The organism is Pseudomonas sp. S49 (genome assembly GCF_009866785.1).
Classification (GTDB): domain Bacteria; phylum Pseudomonadota; class Gammaproteobacteria; order Pseudomonadales; family Pseudomonadaceae; genus Aquipseudomonas.
Genome location: NZ_CP019432.1, coordinates 4,921,249 through 4,939,527 on the forward strand (window position 1 = coordinate 4,921,249; position 18,279 = coordinate 4,939,527).

At 59.8% G+C, this 18,279-nt stretch carries 19 protein-coding genes and 6 tRNA genes; 6 read left to right on the top strand and 19 right to left on the bottom strand.

Annotated features, from left to right (window positions below; genetic code table 11):
• Positions 1-138: 138 nt before the first annotated feature.
• From murB to PspS49_RS21650, 8 genes are all read right to left on the bottom strand, one after another.
• The gene (gene murB / locus PspS49_RS21615; RefSeq protein WP_127929341.1) at positions 139-1,158 is read right to left on the bottom strand and encodes a UDP-N-acetylmuramate dehydrogenase; all 1,020 of its coding nucleotides are present in this window, start codon (positions 1,156-1,158) and stop codon (positions 139-141) included.
• Complete coding sequence (locus tag PspS49_RS21620; protein ID WP_127929342.1) at positions 1,155-1,619, bottom strand: low molecular weight protein-tyrosine-phosphatase; 465 nt, start codon at positions 1,617-1,619, stop codon at positions 1,155-1,157. The genes murB and PspS49_RS21620 overlap by 4 nt, the downstream gene beginning before the upstream one ends.
• On the bottom strand, positions 1,619-2,383 hold the full coding sequence (gene kdsB, locus PspS49_RS21625) for a 3-deoxy-manno-octulosonate cytidylyltransferase (protein ID WP_127929343.1): 765 nt from the start codon (positions 2,381-2,383) through the stop codon (positions 1,619-1,621). The genes PspS49_RS21620 and kdsB overlap by 1 nt, the downstream gene beginning before the upstream one ends.
• Positions 2,380-2,565, bottom strand: a complete 186-nt coding sequence (locus PspS49_RS21630; RefSeq protein WP_003174668.1) for a Trm112 family protein — start codon at positions 2,563-2,565, stop codon at positions 2,380-2,382. The genes kdsB and PspS49_RS21630 overlap by 4 nt, the downstream gene beginning before the upstream one ends.
• Positions 2,566-2,586: 21 nt before the next feature.
• Positions 2,587-3,597 carry a tetraacyldisaccharide 4'-kinase gene (gene lpxK, locus PspS49_RS21635; RefSeq protein ID WP_150750552.1) on the bottom strand — a complete coding sequence of 337 codons (1,011 nt, stop codon included), beginning with the start codon at positions 3,595-3,597 and terminating at the stop codon, positions 2,587-2,589.
• Positions 3,597-4,025 (bottom strand): biopolymer transporter ExbD, encoded by a 429-nt coding sequence (locus tag PspS49_RS21640; protein ID WP_127929345.1) that lies wholly within the window; start codon positions 4,023-4,025, stop codon positions 3,597-3,599. The genes lpxK and PspS49_RS21640 overlap by 1 nt, the downstream gene beginning before the upstream one ends.
• A complete protein-coding gene (locus PspS49_RS21645) occupies positions 4,022-4,657 on the bottom strand; it encodes a MotA/TolQ/ExbB proton channel family protein (RefSeq protein ID WP_007908216.1) in 636 nt (211 codons plus the stop codon). The genes PspS49_RS21640 and PspS49_RS21645 overlap by 4 nt, the downstream gene beginning before the upstream one ends.
• Positions 4,658-4,757: 100 nt before the next feature.
• Positions 4,758-6,992 carry a DNA internalization-related competence protein ComEC/Rec2 gene (locus PspS49_RS21650; RefSeq protein ID WP_160041422.1) on the bottom strand — a complete coding sequence of 745 codons (2,235 nt, stop codon included), beginning with the start codon at positions 6,990-6,992 and terminating at the stop codon, positions 4,758-4,760.
• A 136-nt stretch (positions 6,993-7,128) separates the two neighbouring features.
• Between PspS49_RS21650 and PspS49_RS21655 the strand changes: the two genes are divergently transcribed.
• Positions 7,129-7,647: a DUF2062 domain-containing protein gene (locus PspS49_RS21655; protein WP_007908202.1), complete on the top strand. Its 519-nt coding sequence runs from the start codon at positions 7,129-7,131 to the stop codon at positions 7,645-7,647.
• A 135-nt stretch (positions 7,648-7,782) separates the two neighbouring features.
• On the opposite strand, the gene PspS49_RS21660 is transcribed toward PspS49_RS21655, so the two are convergent.
• The 4 genes from PspS49_RS21660 to PspS49_RS21675 all read right to left on the bottom strand — a co-directional run bounded on the left by PspS49_RS21660 (position 7,783) and on the right by PspS49_RS21675 (position 10,941).
• Positions 7,783-8,562: an ABC transporter permease gene (locus PspS49_RS21660; protein WP_008087860.1), complete on the bottom strand. Its 780-nt coding sequence runs from the start codon at positions 8,560-8,562 to the stop codon at positions 7,783-7,785.
• A complete protein-coding gene (locus PspS49_RS21665; protein ID WP_127929347.1) occupies positions 8,559-9,491 on the bottom strand; it encodes an ABC transporter ATP-binding protein in 933 nt (310 codons plus the stop codon). The genes PspS49_RS21660 and PspS49_RS21665 overlap by 4 nt, the downstream gene beginning before the upstream one ends.
• Before the next feature lie 123 nt (positions 9,492-9,614).
• A complete protein-coding gene (locus PspS49_RS21670; protein WP_127929348.1) occupies positions 9,615-10,238 on the bottom strand; it encodes a glutathione S-transferase in 624 nt (207 codons plus the stop codon).
• 43 nt (positions 10,239-10,281) lie between these two features.
• Positions 10,282-10,941: a transglutaminase family protein gene (locus tag PspS49_RS21675; protein ID WP_127929349.1), complete on the bottom strand. Its 660-nt coding sequence runs from the start codon at positions 10,939-10,941 to the stop codon at positions 10,282-10,284.
• A gap of 248 nt (positions 10,942-11,189) precedes the next feature.
• On the opposite strand from PspS49_RS21675, the gene PspS49_RS21680 reads away from it, so the two are divergent.
• Positions 11,190-13,637 carry an acyl-CoA dehydrogenase gene (locus PspS49_RS21680; protein WP_160041424.1) on the top strand — a complete coding sequence of 816 codons (2,448 nt, stop codon included), beginning with the start codon at positions 11,190-11,192 and terminating at the stop codon, positions 13,635-13,637.
• A 74-nt stretch (positions 13,638-13,711) separates the two neighbouring features.
• The gene (locus PspS49_RS21685; RefSeq protein WP_103307272.1) at positions 13,712-14,119 is read left to right on the top strand and encodes a PA2817 family protein; all 408 of its coding nucleotides are present in this window, start codon (positions 13,712-13,714) and stop codon (positions 14,117-14,119) included.
• A gap of 63 nt (positions 14,120-14,182) precedes the next feature.
• Here the strand turns inward: PspS49_RS21685 and PspS49_RS21690 are convergent, their stop codons facing one another.
• Entirely contained in the window at positions 14,183-15,181 is a 999-nt protein-coding gene (locus tag PspS49_RS21690; protein WP_127929351.1) for a LysR family transcriptional regulator, read from the bottom strand.
• 90 nt (positions 15,182-15,271) lie between these two features.
• Between PspS49_RS21690 and PspS49_RS21695 the strand changes: the two genes are divergently transcribed.
• The 3 genes from PspS49_RS21695 (at position 15,272) to PspS49_RS21705 (ending at position 17,397) form a co-directional block, all read left to right on the top strand.
• Entirely contained in the window at positions 15,272-15,898 is a 627-nt protein-coding gene (locus PspS49_RS21695) for an alanyl-tRNA editing protein (RefSeq protein WP_127929352.1), read from the top strand.
• 88 nt (positions 15,899-15,986) lie between these two features.
• On the top strand, positions 15,987-16,757 hold the full coding sequence (locus tag PspS49_RS21700; RefSeq protein WP_127929353.1) for a 2OG-Fe(II) oxygenase: 771 nt from the start codon (positions 15,987-15,989) through the stop codon (positions 16,755-16,757).
• 1 nt (position 16,758) lies between these two features.
• Positions 16,759-17,397, top strand: a complete 639-nt coding sequence (locus PspS49_RS21705) for a LysE family translocator (protein WP_150775169.1) — start codon at positions 16,759-16,761, stop codon at positions 17,395-17,397.
• A 127-nt stretch (positions 17,398-17,524) separates the two neighbouring features.
• On the opposite strand, the gene PspS49_RS21710 is transcribed toward PspS49_RS21705, so the two are convergent.
• The 6 genes from PspS49_RS21710 to PspS49_RS21735 form a co-directional block, all read right to left on the bottom strand.
• Positions 17,525-17,600, bottom strand: a tRNA-Gly gene (locus tag PspS49_RS21710).
• Between the two features lie 2 nt (positions 17,601-17,602).
• Positions 17,603-17,678 (bottom strand) — tRNA-Glu (locus PspS49_RS21715).
• Positions 17,679-17,735: 57 nt separating this feature from the next.
• Positions 17,736-17,811: transfer RNA gene (locus tag PspS49_RS21720), tRNA-Gly, on the bottom strand.
• A gap of 3 nt (positions 17,812-17,814) precedes the next feature.
• Positions 17,815-17,890: transfer RNA gene (locus PspS49_RS21725), tRNA-Glu, on the bottom strand.
• 104 nt (positions 17,891-17,994) lie between these two features.
• Positions 17,995-18,070 (bottom strand) — tRNA-Gly (locus PspS49_RS21730).
• A gap of 2 nt (positions 18,071-18,072) precedes the next feature.
• Positions 18,073-18,148: transfer RNA gene (locus PspS49_RS21735), tRNA-Glu, on the bottom strand.
• Between the last annotated feature and the right edge of the window lie 131 nt (positions 18,149-18,279).

The window sequence follows — 18,279 nt, forward strand, 5'->3', positions numbered from 1 at the left end:
CCAACATTAACGAAAAAGCCCTGCTGAGACAGGGCTTTTCAGTTACGAGCTTTTAGCTACAAGCTAAAAGTAAAAGCAGTAGCTGGCTCACGCTCAAGATTGTAGCTTGCCGCTAGAAGCTTGAAGCTCGACGCTGCTTCAATACCGATTGGGCTCCATTTCCAGCTCGACATTGAAACGTTCTGCAATGTCTTTCTGGATGCGTTGCGCCAGATCGAGCAATTGCAGACCGGTCGCGGCGCCGTAGTTGACCAACACCAGCGCCTGCAATTTATGCACGCCGGCATCGGCCTCACGGAAACCTTTCCAGCCAGCGCGCTCGATCAACCAGCCCGCGGCCAGTTTCATCTGCCCGTCGGGTTGCGCGTAGGCGACCACATCCGGGTGCTGCGCTTTGATCTGCGCGACGATGTCCGCCGACACCAGCGGGTTCTTGAAGAAGCTGCCGGCATTACCGAGCACTGCCGGATCCGGCAGTTTTTCACTGCGGATGCTGCAGATGGCGCGGCTGACGTCACTTGGCGTCGGCTGCTCGATGCCCTGCTCGGTCAGGCGCTGACGCACCGGGCCGTACTCCAGATGCAGATGCGCGACGCGATCGAGCGTAAAACGCACGCGCAAAATCAACCAACGCCCAGGCTGCTGTTTGAACAGGCTGTCGCGGTAGGCAAAGTTGCATTCTTCCAGGGTGAAATCACGTAGCTCGCCAGTCTGGCGATCCAGCGCCGTGAGCCCGGCAAACACATCCTTGATCTCGACGCCGTAAGCGCCAATGTTCTGCATTGGCGCAGCGCCGACAGTGCCGGGAATCAGGCTGAGGTTTTCCAGTCCGGAAAAGCCCAGCGCCAGCGTGTGCTGAACAAACGGATGCCAAGGCTCGCCAGCTTCAGCTTCGATTACCACACGGCTGCCGTCATCGCTGATCACGCGGATCCCGCGCGTCGCCATGCGCAGCACCAGCGCCGGGATATCCGCCGTCAGCAGCAAGTTGCTGCCACCGCCGATTACCAGTAACGGCACGTCGTGCGCGCTGGCATACGCCAGTGCTTCACGGACATCGGCATCGCTGTGGGCTTCGGCGAACAGTTGCGCGCGCACATCGACGCCAAAACTGTTGAACGGTTTCAGGGAAACCTGTGGTTGCACCTGCAAACTCATAACCGGCCCTTCACTTCGATCAACAATTGGTCACAAGCCGCTTCGATCAGATCCAGCACCTGCTCGAACCCCTGATTGCCGTCGTAATACGGATCCGGCACCTCATCGACCAACCCGGCATAACGGCGCAGGAACAGATCCAGTTCGGCCTTGCCAGTGGACGGTTGCAGCGCCTTGAGGTTGCGCAGGTTGCTGTTGTCCATCGCCAGAATCAGGTCATAACTGGCGAAGTCGGCGCGGCTGACCTGCTGCGCGCGTTGCGCCGACAGGTCATAGCCGCGCACTTTGGCCGCGGCCTGACTGCGTTTGTCCGGCGGGTTGCCGACGTGCCAGTCACCGGTGCCAGCCGAGGCCACTTCGACCTGATCCGCCAGCCCTGCGGCACGCAACTTGTGGCGCAACACGCCTTCAGCCGTGGGTGAACGGCAAATGTTGCCCAGGCACACAAACAGAACGCGCATCAGGCCCCCAGCAGGCGACGAACGCGCTCGAGGTCTTCGGCAGTGTCGACGCCAGTTGGCGGTGCGATCAGCGCATCGGCGACATGAATCCGCACGCCATGCCACAGGGCACGCAGTTGCTCGAGGGATTCAGTGTTTTCCAGCCAGCACGGGCCCCAGCTGACGAAGTCCTGGAGGAAACCGGCGCGGTAGGCATAGATACCGATGTGACGACGGTACGGCACGCCTTCAGGCAATTGCTCGCGGCTCTTGGCGAATGCATCGCGCGCCCAAGGCAAGGTCGAACGGCTGAAGGTCAGCGCCAGACCGTTGAGGTCGCTGACAACCTTGACCACGTTCGGATTGAACAGGGTTTCCACGTCCTCGATCGGCTCGGCCAGCGTGGCCATGCGCGCTTCGGTGTGGGCGGCGAGGTTGGCGGCGACCTGATCAATCACGCTCGGCGGGATCAGTGGCTCGTCACCCTGCACGTTGACCACGATCGCGTCAGGCTCAAGGCCCAGTTTCGCCGCGACTTCGGCCAGACGATCGGTGCCGGAATTATGGTCTTCACGGGTCAGCACCACTTCGGCACCAAAAGCCTTGCAGGCCTCGACGATGCGCGCGTCGTCAGTCGCGACCACGACGCGGGTCGCGCTGCTTTTGCTCGCCTGTTCCCAGACGTGCTGGATCATTGGCTTGCCGGCGATGTCCAGCAGCGGTTTGCCCGGCAGACGGGTCGAGGCGAAACGCGACGGGATGACAACGGTGAAGGCAGTGGTCATTTATCCAGACGCTCGTCGGTGGTCAGAGTGCGGGCTTCGCTTTCGAGCATCACCGGGATGCCGTCGCGGATCGGATAGGCCAGACCGGCACCCTTGCTGATCAGTTCGGTCTTGTCGGCGCTGAGCTTGAGCGGGCCTTTGCAGATCGGGCACGCGAGGATGTCGAGCAATTTGGTGTCCATGAACATTCCCTGAGTAAAGAGTTAAGGCAAAAGCCGATCGGGCAACAGACGCATCAGTTGCGTGTCGAACCAGGCCACGAAGGCCGGCGACGGCACGGCATCGACCGCCAGATACCACCAGTCGGCAGCAGCGAAGGCACGGCACTTCACCGCATCCTTTTCAGTCATCACCAACGGCAATGACGGTGTGAAATTCAACGCCTGCACGCTGTATTCGGCGTGATCGGCAAACGCATGGGGGATTGCCCGCCAGTCTAGCGCTTCGAGGGTATTGAAGAAACGTTGCGGATTGCCGATCCCGGCGACCGCATGCACGCTTTGACCGGACGGAAAATGCTCGAGAGATTTGCGCTCGCCGCTGCGCAGGTTGACCAGCGCCGTCGGCTGCAGGCGAAAGGCGAAACCGTCGTCACGGTCTTCAGTCGCACCATTGAACAGCACGCCGTCGACGCTTTGCAGACGTTCGATCGGTTCGCGCAACGGTCCGGCAGGCAAGCAGCGTTTGTTGCCCAGACCACGGGCGGCGTCGATCAGCACCAGCTCCAGATCCCGCGCCAGACGGTAATGCTGCATGCCGTCGTCGGAGAGGATCAGATCCAGCGGCTCACTGGCGAGCAAGGCTTTGACAGCGGCGCTGCGATTGGGGTCGATCATCAGCGGCACGCCGGTGCGCTGGACGATCAGCAGCGGTTCGTCGCCAGCGATATCGGCGGTTTGATCGGCCTCAACGCGCCACGGCAACTGCGCGGGTTTGGCACCGTAACCACGGCTGACCACGCCGACGCGCAAACCGCTGCGCCGGCAATGTTCGATCAGCCAGAGAATCATCGGCGTTTTGCCGGTGCCGCCGACGGTGATGTTGCCGACCACGATCAGCGGCACTGGCGGCTGGTAAATCTCGCCTTCACCGTCGAGAAAGCGCTGGCGTTTACCCACCACCACGCGGCGGTACAACATTTCCAGCGGCCGCAGCAACGTCAGGGCCGGGTGCCCCTGATACCACGCAGCGAGCAAACGATCGGACAGGCTCATCAGGATTTGGGCGCCGCCTCGACCGTGGTCATGCGCAGATGGCTGAAACCGAGCTTGCCGGCCGCGTCCATGGCGGTGATCACGGATTGATGCTGAGTCTTGCCGTCAGCACTGATCGACAACGGCATGTTGGTGTCACCGTTGGATTCTTTCTGCATGGCTTCCATCAATGTCGCCAGATCGTTCTTCGGCAGAATCCTGTTGTTCACCGAAAACACGCCTTCGGCGCTGATAGCCACGTCGATCTGCTTGAGCTGCTGATCTTCGGCCGGAGAGCCGCTGACCGCTTCCGGCAGGTCGACGCGCAACTGGGTTTCACGGGTAAACGTGGTGGTCACGACGAAAAACAGCAGCAGAATGAACACCACGTCGATCAGCGACGCGAGGTTGATATCGATGGTTTCCCGAGGCTTGCGACGGAATTTCACGCGCGGCCCTCGGCCAGGTCGACGTCACGGTCACCCTGCACCACTTCAACCAGTTTGATCGCTTCCTGCTCCATGCCCACCACCAGTTCATCAATGCGGCGTTGCAGGAAGCGGTGGAAGAACACCGCCGGAATACCGACCATCAGGCCTGCTGCTGTGGTGATCAGCGCCTTGGAGATACCACCCGCCAGCACCGAAGCATTGGTGGTCATACCGGAACCGGTGAATGCGCTGAAGATATCGATCATGCCCAGCACCGTACCCAGCAGACCGAGCAGCGGCGACATCGCGGCGATGGTGCCCAGCGCATTGACGTAGCGTTCGAGCTCGTGGATGACGCGGGCGGCGGCTTCTTCAATGCACTCTTTCATGATCTCGCGACCATGCTTGGAGTTGGCCAGACCGGCGGCGAGGATTTCCCCCAGCGGCGAATTGGCGCGCAATTCCTTGAGTTTTTCTTTATTGAGCTGCTTGTCCTTGATCCAGACCCAGACCTGGCCCAGCAGATGCTCGGGGGTGACGCGACTGGCGCGCAGTGTCCACAGGCGTTCGGCGACGATCGCCATGGCCGCGATGGAGCTCAGAATGATCGGCAACATCATCCAGCCGCCGGATTTGACCAATTCCCACACAGTGACAGTCCCCTCGAAAAAGTGCGCCACTTTACCATACCGATCGACGATTAAGACCCGCCGCCCCGACGACCGTGATACCCATTGACTCATGCCCCGATCAGCGGGCCAGCGCGGGCGGATCACGCCAGAAACGCCGCTGATGACGCATTGTGCGAGGCGGCGCGAAGGTGCCCAGTTGCACCTGAATGGCACCCTGCTCGGCGCTGTCGTAAATGCGCAGTCCCTGTTTGCGATAACGCGCCAGCACGGTCGGGTGCGGATGGCCGAAGGAATTGCCCTGCCCACGGGAAATCAGCACGGCTGCGGGTTGCAACACCTTGAGCAGCGCCATTGACGACGAACTGCGGCTGCCGTGATGGGGCGATTGCAGCCATGGTGTCGGCACGGCCAATGGACTGTCGAGCAGCGCACGTTCGGCGTGGGTGTCGATATCGCCGGTCAGCAACAGACGCTCGCCATTGGCCTCGATCTGCAAGACGCAGGAGCGCTGATTGCTGTCGCGGGCGTCCGCCCATTGCCAGAGTTGAAAAGCGACCCCGTCCCACTGCCATTGCCGGCCGCTTTCGCAGGCTTCGGCGCTCAACGCCTCAGGCAGTCCCGGCGGGTCACCGCTGATCACGCGATCGACGGTCAAACCACGGGTGATCGCCAGAGCGCCACCCGCGTGATCGGCATCCGCATGGCTGAGCAGCATCAGATCGAGTTTTTCCACTCTCAGTTTGCGCAACGCGGGCAGCACCACCCGCTCGCCGAGATCGAAATCACCAAAGCGCGGCCCAGCGTCATAGAGCAACGTGTGATGGCGGGTGCGGATCAGGATGGCCAGGCCTTGGCCGACATCCAGTTGCCAGATGTCGGCCAATCCCTCATCCAGCCGTTCGCGTGGCGGCACCACCAGCAGCAACAGCAATGGCCAGCCCAGCGGGCGCATTGGCACGCCGCGCGGCAACAGCAACAACACCGCGCCGAGACCGCCAGCAGCCAAGAACCAGGCGGGTATCGAGGGTGCGATCCATGCAGGCCAATGCCCGGCCATTATCGCCAGCGCGCGAAACAACCCGTCGATCAAACCACCGGCCAGCCACAGCAGCCCTTCGCCGACACAGGGTATGGGCAACAACATCGTCCCGAGCAACGCCGGCGGCAGCACGACAAGACTGACCCAAGGCACTGCAAGCAGATTGGCCAGCGGCCCGCTGAGACTGATCGGCAGGTTCAGTGCCAGCAACACCGGACACAAACCGATCGCAATCAACCATTGCGCTCGCGTCCAGGTCTGCCACCAGCGCCACGCGCCCAGGCGGCCGCCAAAGGTGAAAATCAACACCGCCACCGCCGCAAACGACAACCACAAACCCGGACGCAAACTCGCGAGCGGATCCAGCAACAGCACACCATTGAACGCCAGCAGCAGCGGCCACCATGCCCCCAGATGGCGAAAGCGCAAACGCCACAACAGTACCAGGCCGACCATCACGCAGGCGCGCTGCACCGGCACGTCAAATCCGGCAAGCAAGGCGTAACCCAGCGCCGCCGTAAACGCCAGCCCACAGGCCCATGGCAGCCACGGCCAACGCAGCGGCCACAGGCCAAATCGCGCCAACCCTGCGACCAGCCAATACATCACCGCCGCCAGCAAGCCGATATGCTGACCGGAAATCACCAACAAGTGCACGGTGCCGGTGTCCTGCAGGATCTGCCAATCCTCGCGACTGAGCCCGGACCCATCACCCAACACCAACGCGGCCAGAGCACCGGCCCGACCGTGCGCATCCACTGCAAGCAGGCGCTGACGAATGCTGTCGCGCCAGGCCCAACGCGCTTCGCTCAGGCGTTGACCATCCTTGATCGTGCCCGTCGCACCGATGCGTTGCGCCAGCAGCCATGCCTCGTAATCGAAAGCGTCCGGGTTGAGCAAACCACCGGGACGCTTGAGCTTGACCGCCAAGCGCCAGCGCTCGCCACTGTTGACCGGCGGCCCGGCGTACCAGGCGAGGCGCATCAGCGATGGCAGTTTTTCGTGACGTGAGCGTGCATCAGCCAACTCGAAACGCACCACACCGTCGCCGTTCTGCGGCAACCCGACCACCCGCCCTTCGAGCCAGCGGGTTTCGCCATCCAGTTCGGCCGGCAAGCGATCATTCAACGCCCATTGCGCACCGACGCTGGCCCAGGTGAAACCCAGCAGAAAAATCGCCAATGGATAGCTGCGAAACGGCAGCAACATCAAAGCCGTCACCGGCAACAACAGCATCAACCAGACCGGCGGTAAGGCCGGCATAAAAACCGGGGCCAGCAGACCGACTGCCAGCGCCATCATCCCTGTGCGCATAAGCCCGTCCTTGAGAGTCCCGCACTTAGGCATAGCGGGTGTCGGGCACGTGCGTCGTCAACAATTGTCACAAAGTCTGAATGGGCGCTTCGTAGAATCCAGACATACTTGCCGCCTTAACCGACCGAGAAGCCTTATGCCCCGGCGCTTATTCAAACGTTACATGCCCGATCCGACGAGCATCAGGGAACACAAATCCTTACGCTTTCTCGGCAAGTTGCTGCATGACCCGAACCTCTGGCACCTCAATCGTCACTCGGTCGCGCGGGCGATGGCGGTCGGCCTGTTCGCCGCATTCCTGCCGATTCCGGCGCAAATGCTGGTGGCCGCCGCCCTTGCCGTCATGGTGCGGGGGAACATGCCGATTGCGGTCAGTCTGGTGTGGCTGACCAATCCGATCACCATGCCGGCGGTGTTCTTCTGCACGTATCAGGCCGGGGCGTTTTTGATGGATGTGCCTGCCCGGCATCTGCCGGATGAGCTGACCTGGGAATGGATCAGCGGCGAGTTGTCGACGTTGTGGCAGCCGTTTCTGCTTGGTTCGGTAGTGGTCGGCTTGGTGCTCGGCGCCCTCGCCTATTGCCTGGTAATGATGTACTGGCGCTGGTGGGTCGCGCGGCAATGGGCGCGGCGCAAGAAAAGTCGCATGCGCTGAATGCAAAACGGCCTCCGCAGTGGGAGGCCGTTTTGATTTGTGGCGTCTGTATTGGCCCTATCGCGAGCAGGCTCACTGGAATGCGTTCCCCTGTGGGAGCGAGCCTGCTCGCGAAGAAGTCGACGCGGTTCTGGATCAGGTACGCATACCACGCCCACTCACCAGCAACCGCGCACAACCGAGATACAACACCACCGTCGCCACCAGCATGAAGGTGATCGCGATACCAATCTTGATATCCGACACACCCAGAATCCCGTAACGGAACGCATTGACCATGTGCAGCACCGGGTTGGCCAGCGACACGGTTTGCCAGAATGGCGGCAGCAGCGTGATCGAATAGAACACCCCACCCAGGTACGTCAGCGGCGTCAGCACAAAAGTCGGGATGATCGAAATATCATCGAAATTGCGCGCAAATACCGCGTTGATGAAGCCCAGCAGCGAGAAAATCGTCGCCGTCAGCACCACCACAAGGATGGTCACCCCGAGGTGATGCACCTGCAAATGGGTGAAGAACAGCGACAGAATGGTCACGATCACGCCGACCATCAGGCCACGCAACACGCCGCCAATGGTGAAGCCAATCAGAATCGTGTGCGGCGACACCGGCGAGACCATCAGCTCTTCGATGGAACGCTGGAACTTGCTGCCGAAGAAACTCGACACCACGTTGCCGTAAGAGTTGGTGATCACCGACATCATGATCAGCCCCGGCACGATGTACTCCATGTAAGTGAAGCCACCCATGTCGCCGATTTGCCGACCGATCAGATTACCGAAGATCACGAAGTACAGAACCATGGTGATCGCCGGTGGCAGCAACGTCTGCGGCCAGATCCGCGTGAAGCGTTTGACCTCGCGGTAAACGATGGTCTGCAGGGCGACGAGGTTGGGACGGAATTCGGAACTCATACCGCCACCTTCGACAGATTTTTCTCCACCAGGGACACGAACAACTCCTCGAGGCGATTGGTTTTGTTGCGCAGGCTCAGCACTTCAATGTTCTGCTGCGCCAACTGGGTGAACAACGCCGTAATGCCCATGGATTTGTCGACCTGAACTTCCAGGGTGTGGCTGTCGATCAACCGGGCCGGATAACCGAGCAGTTGCGGCGCGGCGCTCAAGTCGTTTTTCAGGTCCAGCAAAAAGGTTTCCACGTGCAACTGGCCCAGCAATTGTTTCATGCTGGTGTTCTCGACGATGGTGCCGTGGTCGATGATGCCGATGTTGCGGCACAACTGCTCCGCCTCTTCCAGATAGTGCGTGGTGAGGATGATGGTGATGCCTTTCTGGTTCAGTTCGGTGAGGAACGTCCACATCGAACGACGCAACTCGATATCGACGCCTGCAGTCGGCTCATCGAGGATCAGCAGACGCGGTTCATGCACCAGCGCACGGGCAATCATCAGACGGCGCTTCATGCCGCCGGACAACGAACGCGACGGCACATCGCGCTTGTCCCACAGGCCCAATTGCGTCAGGTACTGCTCGGCGCGTTCCTTGGCGATCTTCGCCGGAATGCCGTAGTAGCCGGCCTGAGTCACGACGATGTCGAAGGTCTTTTCGAACTGGTTGAAGTTGAATTCCTGAGGCACCACGCCGATCGAGCGCTTGAGCTGCGCAGGATTTTTGTCCAGGTCATGACCGAAGATATTCACCGTGCCGCTGGTTTTGTTCACCAGGGTCGAGAGAATGCCGATGGTCGTGGATTTGCCAGCACCGTTGGGGCCGAGCAAGGCGAAAAAATCACCTTCGGCGACGTCCAGATCGATACCACTCAAGGCCTGGAACCCGTTGCCGTAGGTTTTGGTTAGCTGCCGGATGGACAGAGCGGAACTCATATCTGATTTACGCACCATTGAAGGGAAAAAGGAGACGGCGGCGAAGGATCGAACCGCAGCGCAAGTGCGCAATGGTGCTTGCCGCCGCCGTACAAGTACAGTCAAGTGTGTCGATAGTAGGTATTAAGTCAACGCGGTCATGACGGCTTTCTGGTAAGCCGGACGCTGCTTCAGGCGCTCGTACCAGGCTTGCAGATGCGGTTGCGGGGCGCGTTCGATGGGCATCTCGAACCAGGCATAAATGAAACTGCCGAGCGGGATGTCACCCATGCCGATGTCTTTTCCGGAAAGGTAAGGCTGACTGGCCAAGGCACTGTCTGCCATGCTCAGCAACTCGCTGCATTCCTTGATCGCGGCATTGATCGCCGCCCAGTCCTGCTTGTCCGCAGGCGTGCGCAACACGCCCCAGAACACCGTGCGGAAAGGCCCGGCGAAACTCGAGGTGGTCCAGTCCATCCACTTGTCAGCGATAGCGCGGGCTTGCGGATCCGCCGGATACCAAGCGCTGTCGGGCGCATGCCTGGCCAGCAGATAGCGCACGATGGCGTTGGATTCCCACAACACGAAACCGTCGTCTTCAATCACCGGCACCCGACCGTTCGGGTTCATCGCCCGGTACTCGGGCGTGTCGACTACGCCAAACGCGCCACCGGCATCAATCGCCTCGTAAGCCAGACCGAGTTCCTCGGCGGCCCACAATGGCTTCCTGACATTCGATGAGTTTTTCCGTCCCCAGATCTTCAGCATGACCGCCTCTTTTCAAATGCGTGGGCAGGCAGCATACGCCGGATCAGACCCGGCTCAAATCACTCTGCATATCGCCCAGCAATGGCGGCTGCTGATCGGTGAACAGGTGCGGATAGCACTTTTGCAGATGCTCGAAGAAGAAGGTTTCCGGGACATCGGCGAATTGGCCGTGATCGACCAGATACTCCATCAACTGTGCCCCATCGCGGTTGAACGGGTGGAAAACGCTGTCGTTGATACCGTCGAACTCCAGCGGCGCGACATTGAACAACTCGCAGAGCTTCTGGTTGAACGCCGGCGTGGCCTTGACCCAGCGACCCTCTAGAAAAAACTCGGTATAGCCGTGCATGGCGAACATATCGCTTTTCAATAACTCGAGCAGACGCGGGGTCGACAGGTGATTTTTCACATCGGCCAGACCGATCCGCGCCGCGATTCCGCAATGCCGCGCGCACCCCGCCAGCAGCGTGGCTTTCGGTACGCAATAACTCTCCCCCGTCGCCAGCGCATAACTGCCGCGCAAGGTCTGCGGATCACGGCTGAAGGTATAGGGGTTGTAGCGCACGGCCTCACGCACCGCGTAATAAAGACTGATCGCCTGCGCGAGCGGATCGCGGCTGGCACCACGGTGCTGTTCGGCGAACTCCACCACCGCCGGGTGGTCACTATCGATGAAGCGGCCGGGGCTCAGATATTCGTGCATGACGACAATCTCCTGGGTGAGCCCCGAGTCTAGCGATAGCGTCAGCACAGAGATAACGACGTTTCGGCCAAACTTGGACGCAAAGGCGCGGATTGATCGAACGATTTCCCACACGTGTTGCCCACCGAACCTACGAAAACCATCCGGGGTTTCCCACGATTTCAATCACCTTGGTCTGACCACCCGGTTTTACAGATGCGGTCTAAGCTCTGGAGGGTCGATTTGCCTTGGTTCACGGAGGACTGAATATGCTGTTGTTGTGGATACTGGTTTTGATCGTTGGCGTGGCGTATCTCGCCCACCGGCGTATCGCCCCGCTGCCCGCGTTGGGCATCGTTGCCGTCTACCTCTTGGCGATGGGGATATTCAGTCACGCACCGGGCTGGCTGTTGCTGGTGTTCTGGGTACTGCTGGCGGTGGTCGCTGCACCGTTGCTGCTGCCCGACCTGCGCCGCAAGCATTTCACGGCGCCGCTGTTCAGCTGGTTCCAGAAAACCCTGCCACCGATGTCGCAGACCGAACGCGACGCGATCGACGCCGGCACCGTGTGGTGGGATGGCGAGCTGTTCAGCGGTCGTCCGGACTGGGACAAACTGCTGGCCTATCCGAAGGTGCAACTGAGCGAAGAAGAGCAAGCGTTCATTGACGGCCCGACCGAGGAACTCTGCGCCATGGTCACCGACTGGCAGATCGGCCAGTCGATGGACCTGCCGCCCGAAGCCTGGACGCACATCAAGGAACACGGCTTTTTTGCCCTGATCATTCCGAAAGAATTTGGCGGTAAAGGCTTCTCGGCCTACGCCCACTCGCAAGTGGCAATGAAACTCGCCACCCGCAGCGGTGACCTCGCCTCCACCGTCATGGTGCCGAACTCACTCGGCCCGGCCGAACTGCTGCTGCACTACGGCACCGACGAGCAACGCAATCACTACCTGCCACGCCTGGCCCGTGGCGATGACATTCCGTGCTTCGCCCTCACCGGCCCGCTCGCTGGCTCCGATGCCGGGGCGATGCCCGACACCGGGATCATCTGCAAAGGTCAGTGGGAAGGTCAGGAAGTCATTGGCCTGCGCCTGAACTGGGAAAAGCGTTACATCACCCTCGGCCCGGTTGCCACACTCCTCGGCCTGGCGTTCAAGGCGTATGACCCGGAGCATCTGCTGGGTGACAAAGAGGACCTTGGCATCAGCCTGGCGCTGATTCCGACCGATACCGCCGGCGTGGAGATCGGTCGTCGCCACCTGCCATTGGGTGCGGCGTTCATGAATGGTCCGAACTCGGGCAAGGACGTGTTCATCCCGCTGGACTTCCTCATCGGCGGTCAGGAAATGCTCGGCAAGGGCTGGATGATGCTGATGAACTGCCTGTCGGTGGGCCGTTCGATCTCGTTGCCGGCAGTCGGTACAGGTGCGGCCAAGTTCACCAGTCTGGTCACCGGCCAATACGCGCAGATTCGTGAACAGTTCAACGTGCCGTTGTCGGCGTTCGAAGGTATTCAGGAAGCCATGGCGCGCATCGGCGGCAACGCGTGGATGATGGACGCCGCGCGGATGCTCACCGCCAACGCGGTGGATTTGGGCGAGAAACCGTCGGTGCTGTCGGCGATCCTCAAGTATCACCTCACTGAGCGCGGCCGCGAATGCATCAGCCACGCCATGGACGTCCACGGCGGGAAAGCGATCATCATGGGGCCGAACAATTACCTCGGTCGCAGCTGGAACGGTGCACCGATCTTCATCACCGTGGAAGGCGCAAACATACTCTCGCGCAACCTGATGATCTTCGGTCAGGGCGCGATTCGCTGCCATCCGTTCGTACTGAAGGAAATGGCTCTGGCCGGTCGTGAGGACAAGGATCAGGCACTGAAAGAGTTCGACGGCCTGATGCTCAAACACATAGGTTTCGCCGTGAGCAACGCCGCCAGCACGCTCGTGCTGAACCTCGGCTTCGGCCACTTCGAACATGCGCCGGGCGACAAGATCAGTCAGGGTTATTTCCGCGCACTCAATCGTCAGGCAGCGGCATTCGCCATGCTCGCCGACTTCAGCATGATGTTGCTCGGCGGCGAATTGAAACGTCGTGAACGTCTGTCGGCACGCTTGGGTGATGTGCTGAGTAATCTGTATCTGGCCTCTGCCGCACTCAAGCGTTACCACGATCTGGATTCGCCGGCCTACATGGAACCGCTCTTCCGTTGGGCGATGGAAGAAAGCCTCGGCCAATCAGAACGGGCACTGGATGAGTTGCTGCGCAACTTCCCGAACAAGGTATTCGGCTGCCTGCTGCGAGGCATTGTGTTTCCGTTCGGCCGTCGTCACAAAGGCCCGTCGGACAAACTCGGGGCCGAAGTGGCTGGCGTCATTGGTCGCGCCAAGGGCGATCCGGCGCTGGAAGAACTGCTTGCCGGTTGCTATCGCCCACAGTCTGCAGACGATGCAGTCGGCGCGTTGCAACACGCCAGCGATCTGCTGAATGCCGCACAGCCGCTGCACAAAAAACTGCACACCTCGCTGAAAAGCGGTCAGGTGAAACCGGTCGCGGGCGAACACGCCATCGATGCGGCGCTGGAGGCCGGGGTGTTGCAACCGGTAGAAGCGCAGAGCTTGCGTGATGCCGAAGCGGCGCGACGCAAGGTGATCGATGTCGATGATTTCGACAAAGAAGAACTGAAACAGGCAGAGGGCAAAGTCCGCTGATCCTGACAAGCATGTCCAAGAGGGCGCAGGGGCTTTATACTCCCGCGCCCGTTTTGCTCTTGAGGACTTATCTCGTGTCCAACGTCGTTGCCGACCATCTTGTTTTGCTCGACCACCTGCGCAGTATCCTGGTCGCCGTAGGTGAGGCCGAACAGGTTCCTGAAGAAAGCCATGCCTTGTTCCTGGAGCGCTTCGACGAACTGCTGGCATCGCTGCCGATCGATCCGATCGAAAGCCAATACCTGGGCCAGGACATCCTGACTCAAGTGATTACCCGTTACCCGCAAATCGCCCATCTGATACCGCGCGACTTGCTGTGGTTCTTCGCCGGCGACTGCCTGCACTACCTGTCCGATGAAGAGATCGACATGTATCAGGCCCTCGAAGAGCGTCGCTACGAAGCCGAACAGAACGACGAACCGTTCGACTGGAATCAGGAAAAGCAGCTGATGGCGATGTCCGCTCAGGACAGCAAGCACTGATTTTCGCTCTGCTACGAACAGGCCCGCACGGTGATCCATGCGGGCCTTTTCTTTGCGCGGGCGTTAAAGCAAGCCTTCGCTTTCGGGCAATTCGTACTCCATCGATACTTTGCTCCCTTCGCCCGACTTGCCCGGCTTGCTCAGGGTCGGCTCCTTTTGCAGACACTCCACCAGGAAATCGATAAACACCCGCAACTTCGGTGGCAGATACCGCGTCGGCGAATGCAGCAACCACAGCCCGCCGTGATAGGACGCAAGGAACGTCCAGTCCGGCAACACCTGCACAATCAACTTCTGCTCAAGTGCATAGCGGGCGGTGAAGTACGGCAGGCTGCCGATGCCGATGTGCTGCAACACCGCGCCCAATCGCACGCCGGTGTGATTGGCGGCATAGCGACCGCGCACACCCACCGTCACAGCCTTGCTGCCTTTCTTGAATTTCCAGCGCGCGTCGCTCGGGGTTTCGCCCAGATAGATACAGCTGTGATTGAGCAAGTCATGAGGGTGAGTCGGCGTACCGTGTTCGGCCAGATACTGCGGAGTCGCGCAGAGCAAATGGTCGATCGTCAGTAGTTGTCGACCGACCAGCCCGGCCGGTGGCCGATCCGTGATGCGAATGGCCAGATCAACATGATCGTCGATCAGATCGACCTGACGATCTTCCAGCAGCAACTCGACATCGACCTTGGGATAACGCCGCAGAAATTCCGGCATATGCGGATGAATCACAAAGCGCCCCACCGCTTTCGGCACGCTGACCCGCACCAGGCCTTCGGCTTCATGGGTGAACTGACCGCTGATTTCCATGACGGACTTGGCTGCGCTGACCATTTCCTGACAGCGCTTGAACACCTCCTCGCCGCCGTCACTCAGGCGCAGTTTGCGCGTGGTGCGCTGCAGCAATCGTGTGGCCAGGGCTTTTTCCAGGCGCGAAATACTGCGACTCACCGCTGACGGCGATGAACCCAGTTGCCGAGCCGCTTCAGAAAAGCTGCCGGTCTCCACGACCTTGACGAAAATCGCCATTTCACCGAGCAGCGGTAGCGGCAGATTGATGCTCACAGCGCACAAGTCCTTTGATGTTTGAACGGATTATCACGTTATTACACGATTCATATAATAAAAACAGAAACTTTAATAAGGGCATGGAATATGACGCTTCGCCTCTTTTTCCATAGTGATGACCTCAAGGCCAATGTGGAAGTCCTCGACTGCACGCCCCAAGAGAACGAATTTGCCGTGGTGCTGCGCGCCACATTGTTCCATCCGCAAGGTGGCGGTCAGCCGTGTGATACCGGCTGGATCGGCGAGAGCCAGGTACTGCGTGTAGTGCAGGAGCCGGACCGGATCATTCATTTTGTCGATCGACCGGTGGCGCTCGGCATGACCTGCATCCGCATCGACGAGGAGCGCCGTCGCTTCAACACACGCATGCATTCGGCCGGACATCTGATCGGGCATTTCGTGCAAGCCCTGGGCTGGACGCCGATCAAGGCACACCACTGGCCGGACGAAGGTCGAGTGCAATTCAAGCCCGGCGATGCCGCGCAGGAAGTCGACGCAGAGTCCGTTCAATACGGCATTGGTCAGTGGATCGAGCATGATCTACCGCGCCTGACGTCGCTGCGCGAAGGCGCGCGGGAAATCGGTTTTGGTGAACTGCCCGCCTACGGCTGCGGCGGCACCCATGTACGTAGCCTGAAGGATCTGGGCACAGTCACGATCGCGTCCCTTTCGCAGAAGAAAGGCACGTTGTCCGTCCACTACAGCGTGGATTGAGCATTTCGGACGCTGCCTCACACAGCGTCCGTCGCCGGGGAACTGCACTCGCAGCTTCCGTAGACTATCGATAGATGGACCTAAAAAAATGATGCTAGACGTCGAGCGTCTCGATGAGACGTGCATAAAAAAACTGGCCAACGAAGAAGTCCTCGCCATTCGCGTCAAAGGCTTTTTGCCGGAGCCGCTGGCCATTCAGATTGGCGACAAGATTCTCGCTCCAGGCTTTGAGGGTTACATCAACGCGCCGAGTATCGGCCGCATCGGCATGGCTTTTTATGAGGCGGAAAACCAGCCGCTGCTGATCGAGGATTACTTCGAACGCGCTACCAGCAACATCGCTGAACTGCGCAATCGCTGCGCGCCCTACTCCTCACCCATCGATACCTTGCGCTGCATGCTCGACGAATCCTGGCCGGCCGGCGCGCATCTGGAAAATCTTTATGGCCGGAAAATGTATGTCGGCCTCTCACGAGTAGTGAAACCGGGGGTGTGCTTCCTAGCCCATCACGACATTTTCGCCAAGGATGCCCCGGACAGCTTCCAGGCACGCAGCCTGGAGGCGCAGTTTGCCTGCAACGTCTATCTGAACATGCCGACCGAAGGCGGCGCGCTGCAGGTGTGGGACGACGACATCACCCCGGACCAATTCGACGAGATGCGTGGCGACAGTTACGGCATCGAACCGGCGCTGCTCGGCCCTCCCGCCCTCGAAGTGAGACCGCAACCCGGCGATTTCATCATGTTCAATTCGCGGCGCATGCACTCGGTGACCCCAGGCGTGGCCGATCCGCGCTTGAGCCTTTCCTTTTTTGTCGGCTATCGCGGCAATGCTTCACCCCTGACCTACTGGAGCTGAGATGTATTCGAATTATCTGGGCGAGTTTCTGGCGCTGGCAACCATTCACTTTCTGGCCGTGGTTGCTCCCGGCCCGGACTTCGCAGTCACGATTCGCCAAAGCGTACGCTTCGGCCGATTGGTGGGGATCTGCACGGCGCTGGGTATCGGCGCAGGGATTTCCGTGCACGTGCTCTACACGCTGTTGGGTGTCGGGGCGCTGATGCACACCACGCCGTGGTTGCTGACCGTAGCCAAAGTGATTGGCGGTGCTTATATCCTGTATCTGGGTGTCAGCCTGCTGCGCAGCAAGCCAAAGTCAGCCCTTGAAGGTGAAAAAACCAGCGATGAACCAGTTGTTGAGCAGACGCTGTTCAAAGCCTTCAGCACCGGGTTTCTGACCAATGCGACCAACCCCAAGGCCACGCTGTTTTTCCTGGCAATCTTCACCACGATCATCAGCGCCAGCACGCCACTGCAAATCCAGGCCTTTTACGGGCTGTGGATGTGCTTTGTGAATGCGCTGTGGTTTGTCGTGGTTGCGCTGTTTTTCTCGAGCAGTCGGGTTCGAGTGCTGTTCATGCGCATGGGGCATTGGTTCGAACGCACCATGGGAGTGGTGCTGATCCTGTTTGCCGGTCGCTTGATGCTGTCCTGGTAGCAGACGCAAAAACGCAAAAAGGCCCACCGAATCACTTCGGCGGGCCTTTTTCTTTAGCGCTGACAGCACAGCCACAAATCCCGCGCATACAAAAACGCCGCTCTATTGAGCGGCGTTTTTGTGAATATGGAGCGGGAAACGAGACTCGAACTCGCGACCCCGACCTTGGCAAGGTCGTGCTCTACCAACTGAGCTATTCCCGCAATGGCGTCCCCTAGGGGACTCGAACCCCTGTTACCGCCGTGAAAGGGCGGTGTCCTAGGCCACTAGACGAAGGGGACACAGGCTACAACTTTCACTAATAAAAACGCCGCTCACTGAGCGGCGCTTTTAGAATTTGGAGCGGGAAACGAGACTCGAACTCGCGACCCCGACCTTGGCAAGGTCGTGCTCTACCAACTGAGCTATTCCCGCAAATGGCGTCCCCTAGGGGACTCGAACCCCTGTTACCGCCGTGAAAGGGCGGTGTCCTAGGCCACTAGACGAAGGGGACACGCTACCCGGAACACATGGTGTGTGTTTCGGTGTCCAGATCCTTGCCCGAAGACTTGGTTCTGGTTTCACTCAGCACCGCCCGAAAGCACTGCTGTTTAAAATTGGAGCGGGAAACGAGACTCGAACTCGCGACCCCGACCTTGGCAAGGTCGTGCTCTACCAACTGAGCTATTCCCGCATTGGCGTCCCCTAGGGGACTCGAACCCCTGTTACCGCCGTGAAAGGGCGGTGTCCTAGGCCACTAGACGAAGGGGACACACTACAACATTCACTCCCTGCCGCGCTTCGCTGTGTGCTTTACGCTGCAAGTGGCGCGCATTCTATGGATGGATTGAGAGGTCGTCAACCCCTTGATATAAATTTATTTAAATCAATGACTTCGACCTG